The organism is Sphingobacterium sp. JB170 (assembly GCF_900163865.1).
Taxonomy (GTDB): domain Bacteria; phylum Bacteroidota; class Bacteroidia; order Sphingobacteriales; family Sphingobacteriaceae; genus Sphingobacterium.
On sequence record NZ_FUKU01000059.1, the window covers coordinates 75,957 to 92,387 of the forward strand.

Annotated in this window: 19 protein-coding genes; 12 read left to right on the forward strand and 7 right to left on the reverse strand. The window is 41.3% G+C overall.

All coding sequences use genetic code 11. The annotated features are described in order from the left end of the window. Window positions 1–83: 83 nt before the first annotated feature. Window positions 84–1,085, reverse strand: coding sequence for a beta-ketoacyl-ACP synthase III (locus FM107_RS15965; RefSeq protein ID WP_086949489.1), 1,002 nt, complete (start codon window positions 1,083–1,085; stop codon window positions 84–86). Window positions 1,086–1,448: 363 nt separating this feature from the next. Between FM107_RS15965 and FM107_RS15970 the strand changes: the two genes are divergently transcribed. Then, entirely contained in the window at window positions 1,449–1,667 is a 219-nt protein-coding gene (locus FM107_RS15970) for a hypothetical protein (protein ID WP_086949490.1), read from the forward strand. A 24-nt stretch (window positions 1,668–1,691) separates the two neighbouring features. Here the strand turns inward: FM107_RS15970 and FM107_RS15975 are convergent, their stop codons facing one another. Beyond that, window positions 1,692–2,819 carry a serine hydrolase gene (locus FM107_RS15975; RefSeq protein WP_086949491.1) on the reverse strand — a complete coding sequence of 376 codons (1,128 nt, stop codon included), beginning with the start codon at window positions 2,817–2,819 and terminating at the stop codon, window positions 1,692–1,694. Then, the gene (locus FM107_RS15980; RefSeq protein ID WP_086949492.1) at window positions 2,797–3,453 is read right to left on the reverse strand and encodes a peptidylprolyl isomerase; all 657 of its coding nucleotides are present in this window, start codon (window positions 3,451–3,453) and stop codon (window positions 2,797–2,799) included. The genes FM107_RS15975 and FM107_RS15980 overlap by 23 nt, the downstream gene beginning before the upstream one ends. Window positions 3,454–3,555: 102 nt before the next feature. Here FM107_RS15980 and mgrA point away from each other — a divergent pair, with 102 nt between their 5' ends. From mgrA to FM107_RS20295, 3 genes are all read left to right on the forward strand, one after another. After that, window positions 3,556–4,584, forward strand: coding sequence for an L-glyceraldehyde 3-phosphate reductase (gene mgrA, locus FM107_RS15985; protein ID WP_086949493.1), 1,029 nt, complete (start codon window positions 3,556–3,558; stop codon window positions 4,582–4,584). Between the two features lie 228 nt (window positions 4,585–4,812). Then, window positions 4,813–4,977 carry an AAA family ATPase gene (locus tag FM107_RS20290; protein WP_218779027.1) on the forward strand — a complete coding sequence of 55 codons (165 nt, stop codon included), beginning with the start codon at window positions 4,813–4,815 and terminating at the stop codon, window positions 4,975–4,977. Window positions 4,978–4,980: 3 nt separating this feature from the next. Beyond that, the gene (locus tag FM107_RS20295) at window positions 4,981–5,145 is read left to right on the forward strand and encodes a hypothetical protein (RefSeq protein ID WP_218779028.1); all 165 of its coding nucleotides are present in this window, start codon (window positions 4,981–4,983) and stop codon (window positions 5,143–5,145) included. Window positions 5,146–5,443: 298 nt separating this feature from the next. Here FM107_RS20295 and FM107_RS15990 read toward each other — a convergent pair whose 3' ends face one another. From FM107_RS15990 to FM107_RS16000, 3 genes are read right to left on the reverse strand one after another with little or no spacing between them, the layout of a single operon-like run. Continuing rightward, window positions 5,444–6,250: a MetQ/NlpA family lipoprotein gene (locus tag FM107_RS15990; RefSeq protein WP_086949494.1), complete on the reverse strand. Its 807-nt coding sequence runs from the start codon at window positions 6,248–6,250 to the stop codon at window positions 5,444–5,446. Between the two features lie 44 nt (window positions 6,251–6,294). Continuing rightward, window positions 6,295–6,948 (reverse strand): methionine ABC transporter permease MetI, encoded by a 654-nt coding sequence (metI, locus tag FM107_RS15995; protein ID WP_086949495.1) that lies wholly within the window; start codon window positions 6,946–6,948, stop codon window positions 6,295–6,297. 10 nt (window positions 6,949–6,958) lie between these two features. Continuing rightward, window positions 6,959–7,705, reverse strand: coding sequence for a methionine ABC transporter ATP-binding protein (locus FM107_RS16000; protein WP_086949496.1), 747 nt, complete (start codon window positions 7,703–7,705; stop codon window positions 6,959–6,961). Between the two features lie 254 nt (window positions 7,706–7,959). Between FM107_RS16000 and FM107_RS16005 the strand changes: the two genes are divergently transcribed. After that, complete coding sequence (locus FM107_RS16005) at window positions 7,960–8,826, forward strand: hypothetical protein (protein ID WP_179204526.1); 867 nt, start codon at window positions 7,960–7,962, stop codon at window positions 8,824–8,826. 125 nt (window positions 8,827–8,951) lie between these two features. Then, window positions 8,952–9,197: a hypothetical protein gene (locus FM107_RS16010; protein WP_086949498.1), complete on the forward strand. Its 246-nt coding sequence runs from the start codon at window positions 8,952–8,954 to the stop codon at window positions 9,195–9,197. Between the two features lie 26 nt (window positions 9,198–9,223). Here the strand turns inward: FM107_RS16010 and FM107_RS16015 are convergent, their stop codons facing one another. Beyond that, window positions 9,224–9,790 carry a YqgE/AlgH family protein gene (locus FM107_RS16015; RefSeq protein WP_086949499.1) on the reverse strand — a complete coding sequence of 189 codons (567 nt, stop codon included), beginning with the start codon at window positions 9,788–9,790 and terminating at the stop codon, window positions 9,224–9,226. Between the two features lie 148 nt (window positions 9,791–9,938). Here FM107_RS16015 and pdxH point away from each other — a divergent pair, with 148 nt between their 5' ends. From pdxH to FM107_RS16045, 6 genes are all read left to right on the forward strand, one after another. Beyond that, window positions 9,939–10,592: a pyridoxamine 5'-phosphate oxidase gene (gene pdxH, locus FM107_RS16020; protein WP_086949500.1), complete on the forward strand. Its 654-nt coding sequence runs from the start codon at window positions 9,939–9,941 to the stop codon at window positions 10,590–10,592. Between the two features lie 4 nt (window positions 10,593–10,596). Continuing rightward, entirely contained in the window at window positions 10,597–11,088 is a 492-nt protein-coding gene (locus tag FM107_RS16025; protein WP_086949501.1) for an NADH-quinone oxidoreductase subunit C, read from the forward strand. 6 nt (window positions 11,089–11,094) lie between these two features. Beyond that, the gene (locus FM107_RS16030; protein ID WP_086949502.1) at window positions 11,095–12,285 is read left to right on the forward strand and encodes an NADH-quinone oxidoreductase subunit D; all 1,191 of its coding nucleotides are present in this window, start codon (window positions 11,095–11,097) and stop codon (window positions 12,283–12,285) included. A 242-nt stretch (window positions 12,286–12,527) separates the two neighbouring features. Next, on the forward strand, window positions 12,528–13,865 hold the full coding sequence (locus FM107_RS16035) for a dihydroorotase (protein WP_086949503.1): 1,338 nt from the start codon (window positions 12,528–12,530) through the stop codon (window positions 13,863–13,865). Window positions 13,866–13,870: 5 nt separating this feature from the next. Next, on the forward strand, window positions 13,871–14,914 hold the full coding sequence (locus tag FM107_RS16040) for an LD-carboxypeptidase (protein ID WP_086949504.1): 1,044 nt from the start codon (window positions 13,871–13,873) through the stop codon (window positions 14,912–14,914). Window position 14,915: 1 nt separating this feature from the next. Beyond that, window positions 14,916–16,421, forward strand: a complete 1,506-nt coding sequence (locus FM107_RS16045) for a M14 family zinc carboxypeptidase (RefSeq protein WP_256959585.1) — start codon at window positions 14,916–14,918, stop codon at window positions 16,419–16,421. Window positions 16,422–16,431 lie beyond the last annotated feature (10 nt).

Below are 16,431 nucleotides of genomic sequence, written 5' to 3' on the forward strand. Positions count from 1 at the left end.
GCAAAGAGGTGATCGGTTTTAAGAAACCTTTTTAGGGGTATTGGTTAAGTGGAAATTGCTGATTCGCCGCGCGAGGAGATATTTTAAATTCCCCAGCGTAGTAAGCTTGCTCCCCATGAAAAGCCGGCACCAAATGCTGTTAACATCAATAAGTCGCCCTTTTGAAGCAGTTTTATGTTTTCCCATATACATAGTGGGATCGTTGCGGCGATCGTGTTTCCAAAGTATTCGATATTCGACAACGTTCTTCCCATTTCAATTTTTATTTCTTTGCCCACGCCGTCAATGATTCGTTTGTTAGCTTGGTGAGGGACGAGCCAATCTACTTGATCGATACTGAGATTATTTCGCTTTAAAACTTCATTACAAGCGTGGGCCATGGACTGGATCGCCTGCTTAAAAACAACTTTGCCATCTTGGCGGATATAATGCTTTTCCACATCGATCAGGCCCTTGCTATCTGGGTGTAAGGATCCGCCCCCTTCAATATTTAAAAATTCGCGACCATTTCCATTGCTTTGCATATAGGCGTCAATCACACCGTTGTCAAGTGACGGCTCTAACCATACAACGCCCGCGCCATCCCCAAAAAGAATGTTTGTTGAACGATCATGAATATCTACAAATGCGCTTATATTATCCGCACCAATCACTAAAACATTTTTATAACGGCCGGTTTCAACCAAGGAGGCACCCATATCTAGCGCATAGAGGAATCCAGAACATGCAGCGTTGATATCAAATGCCCAAACGTTATCGAGATCGAGTTTTTTTGCGACAATGTTGGCTGTTGCCGGCATCATTACGTCGGGTGTTGAGGTTGCTACGATCAACGCGTCGACACTCGAAAGGTCTTTGTCAAATTGTGTGCAAAGGTTTTGAACAGCCATCACCGCCATATCCGAGGTTGCGAATTCTTTGTCTAATATTCGACGTTCCTTGATCCCTGTACGCTTCACTATCCATTCGTCGGATGTGTCACATAACTCTTCTAAGTCGAAATTGGTTCGCTTATTTAAAGGTACGTACCCGCCGATTCCCGTAATTGAAGCATAGTATGGTTTCGAGGCGTAAATATTTTGCATAGATTCTTTTATTCAAATTAAAGTTTGGCAAAGGTAATTAAATTTTGCTATAATTTCGGATTACCAACTTTCTGCTCTTAAATAGAAAGAGCAAAAATTACTAATTTTTACCTAGAATTTGGATGTGGTTGAATTTGTGGTAAAAAAATCCACATAGTGTTGCGTGTTTTTGCAATGAACTGTGTTTTTTTGTTGTGTCTGATGAAGGTAATTTTTCCGCTAATATTTTATTTTTGGCTTGATGTTCATTGAGTTATCAGAAAATGTGAGTATATTATGTATCGTATTGCTTGTTAGCCCTCACGCTCGCTGGGTTAGAGTTTTAAACCTTTTTGTACCTCAGGTACATTAAAAATGATGTCTATGGAAAAACTAATTTTTGAAACCAACGTGTCGTCAACCTCGTCGTTGGGGGAAATACACGTCGCCGTAAAAAAAGTCAAAGGGATTTCTCGGTGGCATATCGAGTTGGATTCCAGTTATAGTATGCTTACGATTGAAGGGAAGGCACTCGATCAGCACGAAATTATTTCTCAACTTTCGACCCACGGTGTTCAGGCAAATCGGGTGGACGAAGAATAAATAGAGAACTTCTCGCTGTTTCCACTAGTTTCCAGAATACACTTTATTTAGCCATAGAAACGTTGGTTCCCCAAGTTGCTCTCGCATTACATGATCACGACCGTAAAAAGCTAACAACGCATCGAATATTTTCGATACTATGAAGTCGTCTCGATTTGTGAATACAATAATTGAAAACTTATTGTGAACATCCATATATACGATGTTTTGAAAACCGGTGGATTCGCCAGAGTGGAATACATGAAGATGATGATCGGTGTCTGAGAAATTAAAAAGCCCCAGCTGATAACGGATATTATTTTTCACCTGCATTCCCGCATTAAATTGGTTTCGATAGTCACTGTCTCTATGAAGGGAAGAAGTAATTAGCCTACACCATTTCTGCATTTCCTGCGTAGCTAAATAAGCGCCACCGTCTCCTTGTGTCGCGCTAGTAATACTTTGATCGGCATAGGCACAATCTGCACCTTCCAAATGATAACCAATTGCGCGGTCAATGATCTTCGAGTGCGGCGTATAAATGAGGCCGTCGTGAATATCGATGGGTTTGAAAAGCGTCTCACGGACATATTGCGCGAAAGTATTTCTACTCACTTTCTCTACAATTAGCGCTAATAGGCAGTAACCAGTGTTGCTATATTTAAAACGGTCACCGGGACAAAATTGGAGTTTGGGATTCTCAATAATCAGGTCAAGTACGTCGTGATCGGAGAGCTGCTTTTTTTGATCTTTAGGAATAAAGTCTTCATAATCGGGCAGTCCTGAGGAGTGCTGAAGGAGGTGACGTACTTGTACGGAAAAAAATTCTTCAGGCAAATTGTCTAAGATTTCTGTGATCGAACTGGTGGCTTGGATTTTTCCCTGTTGAATCAATGAGTGGATCGCCCGCGCCGTAATTTGCTTTGTGACCGAGGCCATTCTAAAATGGCTATTCGGTCCGACATGCTCGCCAGTTTCTATATTTTTTAAACCATTATAATACGAAAATATCGTTTCGCCCTGTTGTGACACAAGTATGGCCGCGCCGGGAATATTGGGATTAATGAAAAGTTGATCTAAGGTCGCTTCCAGGTCGCTGGTATTCTTTTGCGCTTGCGTGAAGATGGGCACCAAGATAACTGCTATTAGATTAATTAGCAAAGGGGATCTCATCGTTAATTACTTTGAAAGTGAACGGTATTTTTTGCGTAGGAAAATCTTTGGCATCGGTTTTTACTTTACTGATTTCAAGTAAAATATCAAGCCCTTGGTATACTTCGCCAAAAACGGTAAAATCTTTATCTAGTCGTGGTTGGCCACCAATATTGAGATACGTTCTGCGCTGCTCGGAGGTGTACTTAACGCCTTTTATTTGCTCCAAGGAATCGAGCTGCTCATTGGTAACCCTATTTCCCACGACAAAGTAAATCTGCTTTAAAAATGACGCTTTCTCGTTATTGTTATCGCGTCCCGCACCCAGCGCCCCAATTTTGTGAAAAGCTCTTGTGTTAAATTCAGCTGCTAATCTTGGTTTCCCGAGTTCCGTGTGTTCTGCTTCATATTTTGCGATATCAAAATCATGATCACCGCCTTGGATTACGAATCCTTCAATAATTCGATTAAACAGCGCTCCACGATATAGGCTATCTTTTAATGAGGATAAAATTAAATCGCGGTGATTGGGCGTGAAATCATAAAGGAGTACCTTAAATGTTCCATAACTGGTGGTAAATTCGAGCTTATGGGTTTGTGCAGAACTCGATGCCGATATCAAAATAAATGTTATAATAGCAATAAATATTCTCATTTAAATCTGTAGTTTGGGATGTCAAACTTATCAAAAATTAACCTTTAATGAATATGATTATTCTTAAAAATGTATATTTGGTTATAAAAGAAATATACTTCTATGACTTATACACCTGATCCTTCACGTTACGAAAAAATGCAATATAACCGCTGCGGGAATAGCGGCTTAATGCTACCGGCTATTTCTTTAGGACTGTGGCATAACTTCGGTGACGATACCTCACATCAGGCCAAGGTTGATATTTGTACGACAGCCTTTGATGCCGGGATTACACATTTTGATTTGGCAAATAATTACGGTCCCCCTGCAGGTAGTGCAGAGAAGGCATTCGGCCAGATACTACGCGAGGAGTTTCGCGGACTACGCGACGAAATGGTGATTTCGTCCAAAGCGGGGTACTTCATGTGGCCAGGACCGTATGGAGAGTGGGGCAGTCGTAAATACATCATTTCTAGTTGTGATCAAAGTCTCCGCCGACTGGGCGTTGATTATCTGGACATATTTTATTCGCACCGCTTTGATCCAAATACACCAATCGAAGAAACTATGTTGGCCTTAGATCAGTTGGTGCGTTCAGGAAAAGCACTTTACGTCGGAATTTCTTCCTACAATAGCAAGCGGACAAAAGAGGCTTATGATATTCTCAAAAGTTTAGGGACTCCGTTCATTATACACCAACCAAGTTATTCGATGCTCAATCGCTGGGTCGAAGAGGATAGTCTCTTGGAGGCGTTGGAGGACAGGGGACTGGGATCCATCGTATTCTCGCCACTAGCGCAGGGAATGTTAACAAATAAGTATCTACGAGATATTCCTGCCAGAAGTAGGGCGACTCAAGGGAAGTCACTCTCGAGCTCATTCTTGAGCAATGAAAACTTAAGTCGAATTCGGGCATTAAATGATATTGCGGCCGGGCGTGGTCAGTCCTTGGCGCAGATGGCTATCGCGTGGGTGTTAAAAAAACAGCGTGTTACGTCTGCTTTGATCGGTGCTAGCAATCCGCAACAAGTTCTGGATTGTGTCGGAGCGATTGATAACCTTGTCTTTAGTGAACAAGAGCTACAAGAAATCGATAAATATGCTGTTGACGGCGGTGTTAATATTTGGCGGCAATCGGCTGAACTTTAGCGTTTTTTTATAGGCTGAATATTAATTAGTTATAATTGTATTTGCGAAAGAAAGCGTACTTTAACCACTCCAGTATTTTTGATGGATTTCCTGCGAAAGTAATTGTTGAATATTTTGGATCTTCTAATAAACCAAAGTGAACAAGTTATTTTATTGGAAGTATATCTGTCCACGCGAAATTAAGTTGTTGGTTGATCAACGTATTATGGAGAGCCAAGATATTGAGTGATGCGTAGCTATGGGTTGCCGGTGAATAATAAGGTGCCATTGAATGGAAGTTCCAGTTGTGGCAAAACCACCGCTGCTAAAGCAATTACGAACGCTTTGGGAAAGCGGCTGTATTTGTTGAAGCTAAGCAATATCGTCAGTGTACATATCGATGAAACAGGGTAAAATTTGACGTGGTTTTTGATAAACCCGCTCGCGAGTACTATACTTTTTTTAGATGAATATGACCAATTAGGCAAAGCCGGCGCACATGCCGATACCGACGTGGGGGAGATGCGCCAGTTAGTAAATAGTCTCATTCAGTTAGTTGGTTACTTTCCTGGGAAAGGATGAATAAATTGCGCAACCAATCAACTGGAGGTTATTGACAACAGCTTTAAAGCGGCATTTTCAAGTGAATCTACATTACGAATTACCCATAAACGGACAACTAACGATATACTATGATGATCTGCTGTCTCGGTTTCCCGGATCTATTAGGGATGTTGATCGTAAGTATTATTATATCGTACGCCCAAGCAAAAGATCAGGCTTATCACGCGTTGAAGTTTAGAATCCTAGAACAGGTTTAATAAAAAATAAAAGGCAGCACTCTCGAATTGCCTTTTTGTTTTGCTTTACCTTTTCGAGCTTACCACCCCCGGATAGCACCACCTTTAAATACTTTTTCAGCCACAACATCGACTTGTTCAGACTGGTATGCTTTGGTAAAATCGAGTACCTTTTTATCGTTTTTGTTGTCTTGGCGACTAACTATAATGTTGACATACGGAGAGCTAGAGTTTTCCACGATGATACCGTCCTGCTTAGCCGTCAGGTTATGGGAGGCAGCAAAATTGTTATTGATGATCGCCATCGAGACGGTGGCGTCATCAAGCGTTCTTGGAAGCTGTGGTGCTTCTAGTTCCAGTATGTTAAGGTCTAATTTGTTTTCAATGATATCTTGTTTAGTGGCCAACAGTCCAACATCTTCTTTTAATTTAATAAGTCCTGATTGTTGAAGGAGCAATAATGCACGACCTAAATTTGTTGGATCGTTTGGAATAACTACTGTGTTCTCGTTTTTGAGTTCGCTGATCGCTTTTATTTTCTTGGAGTAACCAGCCATTGGGTAAACGAAGGTATTTCCTACGATTGCAAAATCATACCCGCGGTTCTCGGATTGTCCATCAAGGTACGGTTTGGTTTGGAAAACATTTATGTCGATGTCTTTTTGTTGAAGCGCTTCATTAGGCATCACGTAGTCGTTGAAAGTGATCAACTCAACCTCCAGGTTAAATTTTTCTTTTGCAACTTTTTTAGCTTCTTCAGCAAGTTTCAATTCCGGTCCGGCCTGTACGCCAACGCGTAATACGGACGAATCGGTCTGAGAGCCGCACGACCAAAGTAATGGGAATAGAAGGAGGCTCAAAAAGGCTGATTTAAGTTTTATGTACATGTTTTTTATATTAATTGGTATAATATGTGAATTTAATGAAACGTTTACCTGTGGTTTACCGCTGTTGAAAGTCGATCGCCCAGAAACTGGATCCCAAAGACTATAAGCACGAGGAGCACCAGTACAATATTCATAATTAATGCGTCGTAGCCTACGTAGCCGTATTGATAGCCGATGTGGCCAAGTCCGCCTGCACCGACGGCCCCACCCATGGCAGAGTATCCCACCAAGGTGATCAGAGTAAGGGAAGCACTATTTATCAATGCAGGAAGCGATTCAGGGATTAAAACTTTACGAACTATTTGCATCGTCGAAGCACCCATTGATCGAGCGGCCTCTATTATGCCGTAGGGAATCTCCAACAAACAATTCTCAACGAGGCGGGCAACGAAGGGTGCTGCACCGATACTCAACGGAACGATGGCTGCTTTCATCCCAATTGATGTGCCTACTAACGCGCGTGTAAATGGAATCATCCATACAATTAATATGATAAAGGGGATCGAACGAAATACGTTTACAAAAAATGCAATAATCCGATTGGCCGATTTATTTTCAAGCAATTGCCGCTCCCGCGTTAGGAATAATACAATTCCTAGAGGAAGCCCAATCACAAAGCTGAAAAGCCCCGAAGTAAAAGTCATCACCAGTGTCTCCCATGTGCCCTTGGCTAATAACCAAACTGTCGTCTCTGTCATTTTAATTCTGTTAATCTACAATAAGTGATGGGTTTAATAGTTCTTTGGTGACCGGGGATTTCGGCGCGGAGAATACGTCACTTGTATTACCTTCTTCCACGACGATTCCATCGGATATCACCGCTACCCGATTACTGACGGCACGGATTACCTCCATTTGGTGCGTAATGAGTACGATGGTAATGTTGAGTTGCGTATTAATTCGTTTTAATAGCGATAGAATTGAGCGTGTCGTTTGCGGATCTAACGCGCTCGTTGACTCATCACAGAGTAAAATCTCCGGATCTGATGCGAGCGCTCTGGCGATGGCGACGCGTTGTTTTTGTCCTCCGGAGAGTGCCGCGGGATAGTCCCCCGATTTTTCCTCCAAATCAATTAGATCCAGGAGCGTGTCGGTTTTTTCTTTAATTGTTTCTTCACTTAATCCAGCAAGCTGAAGCGGAAATGCTATATTTTGGAAAACTGTAGCCGAAGAGAGTAAATTAAAATGTTGGAAGATCATTCCTATCTTTCGCCGAATCGGCATCAATTCATTTTCCGAGAGATTCTCGATCGACTTATGGTTTATAATTACTCTTCCCGAAGTTGGCCGCTCAAGCATATTAATCGTACGGACTAACGTGCTTTTCCCCGAGCCAGAATAGCCGATAATACCGTATATGTCGCCTTTTTTTATATCTAATGTGACATTTTTTAAAGCATGAATTTGCTTATGCTTTTTATAAAATATTTTATTTACTTGCTCTAATTTGATCATAAAATTTAGTCGTCAAACCGTCCTGACAATTCACTACAAATGTGATATAGAAAGGTGAAAAAAATGCCCTGCAAAGATAGCTTTTTTTTTGAATATTCATTTTAGTCTATATGGTTGGTCGTATATACATTAACCTACTGTGCAGCATGAAATTCTTTCATTTGCGGAATTGCGATCCCTTGAATTCAACGCCGAAACAAGATATACAATTTGTATTCTGTTTTGAATTAGATATCTTCGACTTAAAATACAAAATGATGGGAATATTTGATTTGTTCAAAAAGAAACAAAAAGAGGATCACGAAGACCGTGAAGCGATCGTCCAGCAGCAAACGAGTAAACCAGCTTCGATAGGATCTGTTGACGGAATTAAAGTGCGGACTGAAAATACTTCTGAACGAAAAACGGAGGCCTTTTCCGAAGAGTACGAGGGGGATCTTGGACATACCGCGATCATAAAATCTTTGTTAGATACGTCGAAAGAGAATAGAGATGACGAATGGGTGATCCGGTTTTTATCACATGTGGCAACAGCGAGTTTTGTATCTGCGGCCCCCCAAGTAATACAAGGTCCAGATAAGTTCCCTTATTTTCAGATTTTCATTCCGGAACCTAGCGTTAGTTTTCAATGCTATGTTATTGAGAAGATGATTGACGATTTTCTTCTTGAAAATGGATTTGGGGTTGCGTTGGAACCCAAAGGTAATGACGTTGAATGGGTACTGACTTATGGTGATTTATTGCATTATTCGGTGCATAAAACTTTTGCCTATCCAGTTAACCATGGGTTTGTTAAATCAGGTTCAGAAAACGAGGTACTTGACGTAAAAGAGCAAGTGCTTGTGGGCAGCCCGTCTGAATCAATTTTACCTACCCGTGCGCGTCACGTTATCAAGAGCTTCCTTCAAGCTCAGGGTGTTGCGGACCCAAAAGTGTGCCTGATAAACCGTCAGGAAGCTGATAAGGGGCAACATCTGGTTTTTAATATTGTGCCATGGCAATTTAAAAATGAAGCACATTATCAATCGATTCTTCGTGCGCTTGGTTGGTTTTTACCGGGATATTATTCCTTTATTGGGATGAAAGAGGAATTGTTCAAAGATGATTTCTTATCATTATAATGTAGGCAACATCTACCGATTCTATCGACTGTTTGAATAACCTAGCGATAAGTGATGGGTTTAATTAAACAAAACGCTTCGTTTGGTTGTTGTAACTATGAAGAGATACGATAATTTCAAACGTTATGATGAGTTTTGTTAGGCTTAGTCGCGAAGTATTGGTGGAACTTAGAACCAGAGGGTACAACGCGTTACGGAGTTGTAACCCAGAGACTAATAGTGACCCCTCCTGGGTGCCAGATTCAGTAGATAAGAAGTTTGTCGAATTCTCGTATATTAAAATTGGCAGACACGAGTTCATGCTTATCGAGGATGCCTTAGTGAATTACAATGAAATGGATTTTAAAGGAATGGTATTCCTGGATCAGTGATTTTTGAGGGCATTTTGCATTGCCAACTAATTCATATTTGGAGATTTTGGGAAATTGGCTACATGCGCATATTTGGGTCCCAAACTTATAATTGCTTGTTTCCACAAATCTTCTCCATCTTGTAAAAGTAAGAGCTCCGTTGGAAACTTGCTATGCACTGCCCAACTGTTGTCGTTGATCTCATTTTCTAACTGGTTGATATTCCATCCTGCATAGCCCAAAAAGAACTTAATATCGGCGGAGGTAATTAGGTTATTATTAATCAAAAATATGACCTGATCAAAATCTCCACCGAAGTGGATGTCGTTAACAAGCTGTAAGCTATTCTCAATCTGATTAGGAATTTTATGAATAAAAAACAGTGCTTCATTATTTACCGGGCCGCCAATATATACAGGGTAATCATCCGACTCAATTTCAGAAATCACGTCCGATAGCAATAAGTTGGAGCGGTGATTCAGAACAAGTCCCATAGTGCCTTCCTCAATATCATGCTCGCAGAGTAAAATTACCGATCTGTCGAAGTTAAAGTCTAACATAAATGGTTCTGCAAGTAGGATGCTCCCTTTTTGAGGTGTAGTTGTATTGAACATATCTGTTGGACTGCTAAAAATGCCTAAACGTTGTATTTAAGGTTTAATATAAGGTTTTTTGTAGAGAATCACAATTTTTTCCTTTTACCGTCCTGCGAATGCGGTACGTTTTGATTAAGTTTGCTCTTTGTATCAACTGACTTGAATCATGTCTATTATTCATAAAGATATTGCCGCTATCCGAGAAGATTATAGCAAATTCCACCTTGAAGAGAAAGACGTCGCAGCGAACCCCATCGAGCAATTTCAGTGCTGGTTTGACCAATCCGTACGTTCACAGGTGATGGAACCTAATGCGATGGTTCTTTCCACAATTGGCGAAGGTCATTTTCCTTCCTCGAGGGTTGTGCTATTAAAAGATATCAAATCGAATGGTTTTAGTTTTTTTACAAACTATGATAGCAGAAAGGGACGAGCGATTGCAAATTGTGATCGGGTTAGCTTGTTGTTCTTTTGGCCAGAATTGCAGCGACAGGTACGTATTGAAGGTCGCGCTGAAAAACTACCTGCTGAAGACTCGGACGAGTATTTTGCTTCGCGTCCAAAAGCTAGTCAATTGGGGGCATTAGCTTCGCCCCAAAGTTCGATAATTGACGATAGAAATTTTTTACAAACGCGTGTTGATTCCTTGGAGAACAAATACGCGTTGAACGATGAGGTCCCTCGGCCAGCGTATTGGGGCGGTTATCTTGTGAAACCTGTTCGTATGGAGTTTTGGCAAGGAAGAAGCAGCCGTTTACACGACAGAGTGGAATATGTTAACCGTGGGGGGGATTGGGAAATTCATCGTTTGGCACCTTAACAGTATGATTGGAGAATTAAAAGAACACATTATTAATACTTTTGGACCCGAGGCGTTTGTGCGCGTTGAAGAATCCTCTTTGCAACCAATTTTTGTGCTGAAAGTCGATTTTATCGTGGATATTTGTATGTTTTTGAGAGATACGGAGGAATATTATTTCGATTTTCTATCTAATATTTCCGCTGTCGATTATTTTCCAGAAAACAAGTTTACAGTAGTATACCACTTAGCGTCGATACCTTATCAAAAGCAATTGGTTCTGAAAGTGGAATTAACGAATGAACGAAAAGATGATAATTTACCGGAAGTACCTTCGGTGAGTTCGGTTTGGCGGACTGCAGAATGGCATGAGCGAGAAGCATATGATTTGATGGGTATTTTTTTTACCGGTCATCCTGACTTGCGACGAATTTTGCTGCCAGACGATTGGGAAGGCTATCCGTTGAGAAAAGATTATAAGGATCCGGAAAGCTATCATGGTATATCAATTAAATAATTTTTCATGCGTAAATATACAGAGGCCCTCGAACGATATAAAGATAAAATAGCGGGGATAGACGCTCAGGAAATGGTGATAAACCTCGGTCCGCAGCACCCCTCAACCCATGGCGTACTAAGGCTGGAACTGGTCACCGACGGTGAGCTGGTGAAAGAAATTATTCCACATATGGGATATCTTCATCGGTGTTTTGATAAGCATGCGGAGTCGATGAATTACGGCAAATCAATTCCTTTTACCGATAGGCTTGATTACTTGTCATCGATGAACAATAGTCACGCCTTTGTGATGGGCGTGGAGCGGATGCTCGGAATTGATAATGACTTGCCAAAGCGCATAGAATATATACGCGTGTTGGTATGTGAACTTAACCGTATCGCTTCCCATTTGATTGCCATCGGGACATACGGAATCGATATCGGTGCATTTACGCCATTCATGTGGTGCTTTCGTGATAGAGAGCATATAATGAATATGTTGGAATGGGCATCTGGCTCTCGAATGCTCTATAATTATATATGGGTGGGCGGTTTGTTTTATGATTTGCCTGTCGGGTTTGAGGAGCGTTGCAATGATTTTGTCAAGTATTTTAAGCCTAAGCTTGTTGAACTTGATGATTTACTTTCTAACAACCAAATTTTTATTTCACGGACGGCAAATATCGGTGCACTTCCGGCAGATGTGGCAATAAATTACGGCTGCAGCGGGCCAATGTTACGCGCGTCGGGTATTAAATGGGACTTACGCCGTGTAGACGGATATTCGGTATACCCAGAGTTGGATTTTGAAATACCAATCGGCAAGGGGGAGATGGGAATTGTGGGCGACTGTTGGGATCGCTATAAGGTTCGGGTAGATGAAGTAAAAGAATCCGTGAAAATTATTGAGCAATGTACACGACGATTGTTGTCTGACTTTAAACGTACGCCTGATTTTGACCCAAGGGGGCGTGTTCCAAAGAAGGTGAATTTAAAATCACAAGAATATTACATTCGTGCAGAAAACCCCAAAGGTGAACTGGGGTTTCACTTTGTGACGCAAGAAAAAACGGATATCCCCAAGCGTGTAAAAGCCAGAGGCCCAAGTTTTAATAATCTTTCTGTTTTGCCTGTGTTAGGAAAAGGACAGTTGATCACGGACTTAATTGCGATACTGGGGTCGATTGATATTGTGCTTGGTGAGGTCGATAGATAGTAACAATATGCATGAAGGTGCATATATCTATTGTGGTTCCTTTGCCAAAAGATTAAATTTGTGATCTCATAATTTAAGTTTATAATTGGTTAATAGAGAAGCTCGCAGTCGCCCGATTGCGGGCTTTTTCTTTTATGTTTTGGTGGCATGTTTGTAGTTTATTCGTAAATTCGTTTGAATAACAAGCTACTAAAAGAAATAGGATCAATCAACGCACTTTAACTATTAAATTTCTAATATAAATGTCATCAATACTTATCAAGTCTGCAACAATTGTCAACGAAGGGAATACTTTTATAGCAGATGTATACGTGAACCAGGGCCGAATAGAAATGATTGCCGATGAAATTAATCATCCCGCCGATCAGTTCATCGATGCAACCGGATTGCATCTACTTCCGGGGTTAATTGATGACCAAGTACACTTTCGTGAGCCAGGCTTGACACACAAGGCAGATATTTGGCACGAAAGCCGTGCTGCGGTAGCTGGAGGGACAACCTCATTTATGGAAATGCCTAATACTGTTCCCAATACACTTACGCAGCGTCTTTTAGAAGATAAGTACGAAACTGCTTCGGAGTGCTCTTTAGCAAATTACTCCTTTTATATGGGCGCAGCGAACGATAATCTTGCGGAGGTTCTCAAAACAAATCCACGCGAAGTTTGTGGTATAAAGATCTTTATGGGCTCTTCAACTGGAAACATGCTGGTGGATAACGCACAGACTTTAGAAGCTATCTTCTCCGAAGCGCCGACATTGATTGCCGTTCATTGTGAAGATGAAGCGACCGTACAACATAATCTTAATACCTATATTGAAAAATATGGTGAAGAAGGTCTAACTGCACAGATGCATCCATTAATTCGTTCCGCTGAGGCCTGCTATCTTTCTTCTTCAAAAGCGGTCGAATTAGCGAAAAAGCATAATACACGATTACATATCCTTCATATCTCGACGGCGATAGAGACCAGCCTTTTTGATAGTACGCTTCCTCTTTCTGAAAAACGTATTACGGCAGAAGCGTGTATACACCACTTGTGGTTTTCCGATGCAGACTATCCACAAAAAGGAAATTTCATTAAGTGGAATCCTGCGGTCAAAAGTTCGGCCGACCGGGACGCAATTTTAGAAGCTGTATTAAATGGTACGATCGACGTAATTGCAACGGATCATGCACCACATACGCTGGCAGAGAAAGAACAGCCGTATGCGAAGGCTCCTTCGGGCGGACCGTTAATTCAGCATGCGTTGCAGGCTTTACTAGATATGGTGAAACAGGGGAAGTTAACCATAGAAGAATTGGTTATGAAAACCGCGCACAACACCGCTACATTGTTTGAGATTGAGAGCAGGGGATTTATCCGTGAAGGATATTGGGCAGATCTTGTGCTTGTGGATTTAAATAAACCATACACGGTCACCCAAGAGAATATACTTTCTAAATGTGGTTGGTCACCCTTTTTGGGCCACCAATTTTCATCAAGCATTACACATACTTTGGTTTCCGGAAATATTGCTTATAGTGGCGGCGAAATTATCGAAACCGGCACCGGACACCGTATCTTATTTAATCGGTAAGGGGAATGAATAAAAGACATTTTTTGAAGTCCTTCGGGCTAGGCGTTGTTTCGTTAGGCTTTTGGTCAAATGAGAGTCGGGCTGTACCACTCGCGCTCAAACGGACATTAAAACCGGCGACATTGAATGTGGGCGACTGCATTGGTATTATTGCCCCGGCCGGTGCGCTAGATTCAGAACGATCTATTTTAGTGACCAAAGAGCTACTCGAGAAGCTCGGTTTTCGCGTCAAAGAAGGAGAGCATATCCGGTCTCGTTACGGAAATTTAGCAGGTACCGATGAAGAGCGGCTAGCAGACATTCACCAGATGTTTGCTGATCCTCAGGTTCAGGGAGTAGTTTGTATAAGAGGAGGAACAGGCGTTAGCCGGCTGCTGGATCGTATTGATTACAGCTTAATAGCTAAAAATCCTAAAGTAATATTGGGATATAGTGATATCACGGGATTAATACTTGCATTGTATACGAAAATCGGCCTTGTTTCTTTTCACGGGGCAGTCGGTACCAGTACATGGAGCAGCCAATTGGTTGAGAAATTTGAAGAACAGTTTTTTGAAAATAAACTCCAAAAATTCGTGAATCCAGCCAAGAAGGGTGATACCTTTATTCAATACAATGATCGAATCCGAACGATCCATGAGGGTCGCGTGGAAGGGGTGTTATTAGGTGGGAATCTTACGCTAGTTTCGGGGTTATGTGGCTCGGCCTTTCTTCCAGATTTTAAAGATGCGATTTTATTTATCGAAGAGGTCGACGAAGATTATGGTCGTGTAGATAGGATGTTTTGTCAGTTGAAGAATGCGGGAATACTCGCTGCAATCAAAGGTTTTGTTTTTGGTAACTGTACGGACTGCAGCCCGACTTCTGGCTATGGCTCATTTAATCTTGACCAGATATTAGACGATTATATTCGTCCTTTAAATATCCCTTCGTATAGCGGTGCACGAATCGGGCATATTTCGGATCAATTTATCCTTCCAGTAGGTGTCACAGTAAGAATGGATGCGACTGCAGGTATAATAGAGTTATTGGAACCAGCGTTAAACTAATATGATGAAAACGAACTTACATACACTTGGCCTTGGAGCGGTTATCTTCTTTCAATCATGTACGGGGATGTTGCCGAATGATAAATCCAATTTTAAAGACACGATGCCACTAGATACAGCACAATACAACACTTTACACGAGAGATATAAAGAAAACGAACTTATACACAGGCGTTTTAAGCACAATGATATTGCGATATTAGTCAATAAGCATCAGGAGCATGGCGTACTTAAGGTTGACGAGATCGGTAAGTCGTTCGAAGATCGCTCGATTTATAAATTACAATATGGTAGGGGCGAAAAAAAGGTAATGCTATGGTCGCAAATGCATGGGGATGAGCCTACTGCTACTATGGCTTTGTTTGACCTTTTTAATTTTCTTGAAGGCAGAGAAGATGGTTACGATTCCATTCGTACACTATTAAACGATAATCTGGAAATGCATTTTATACCGATGTTGAATCCTGACGGCGCGCAACGGTACACACGTAAAAATGCTCAATATATTGATCTCAATAGAGATGCAAGGGAGAGTGAATCTGTAGAAGGAGGACTTTTACGTGCTATGGCTCAAAAAATTAAACCCAGTTACGGTTTTAATTTACATGATCAGAATATCTATTACAATGTTCCTGGTACAAATAATCCGGTTGCAATTTCTGTTTTAGCACCGGCTTACAATGTCGAAAGAGAGGTGAATGACGTGCGCAAGGGTGCTATGCAGCTCATTGTTGGAATGAATAATTTGTTACAGCAATATATTCCTAGCGCTGTTGCGAAATATGATGACACATATAGCCCGCGTGGATTTGGAGATAACTTTCAGTCTTGGGGAGCCAGCACGGTATTAATTGAATCGGGCGGACTTAAAGGAGATCCCGAGAAGCAGGAAATTCGTAAAATGAATTTTGCAATCATTCTACAAGCGTTGATTGAAATTGCCCAAGGATCCTATCAGCAGTACGATCACCAAGAGTACGACCAAATACCATTTAGTGCATCTCAACTTCATGACGTGGTAATCCGGAACTTGGATATCGGTTCTAAACGGGCAAACTTAGTTACTGATATAGCGATCCGAAGGAGCGAGACAACAGTTGAAAAGGATTTTTACGTTCGTGGGCATGTTGAGGATATTGGAGACCTCGCTGATTTTTACGGCTACGACGATATTGATGCATCGAATCTTTCCTTTGTTCCTGGTAAAACCTATCCGGAGGCATTTGAATCGGTTGATGCGATAACCCAAAAACGCGCTTTGGAATTACTTAAAGAGGGGTATATTGCTGTAAAGGTAAATCATAAAGAAGATAACGAGCTGCATAACCTGCCCCTTGTGGTCGTTACTTCCCCTGATTTCACGACATCCACCGAGATAGTACCGTACGGAAGTACTAATTTCTTTTTAAGTACAGGGGGGACTTTGAAATATGCAATTGTAAATGGATATGTGATGGATTTGAGTTCCAATATCACAAAGACGGTATATAAAAATAGAGTCATGTGAGCTCGAAGCA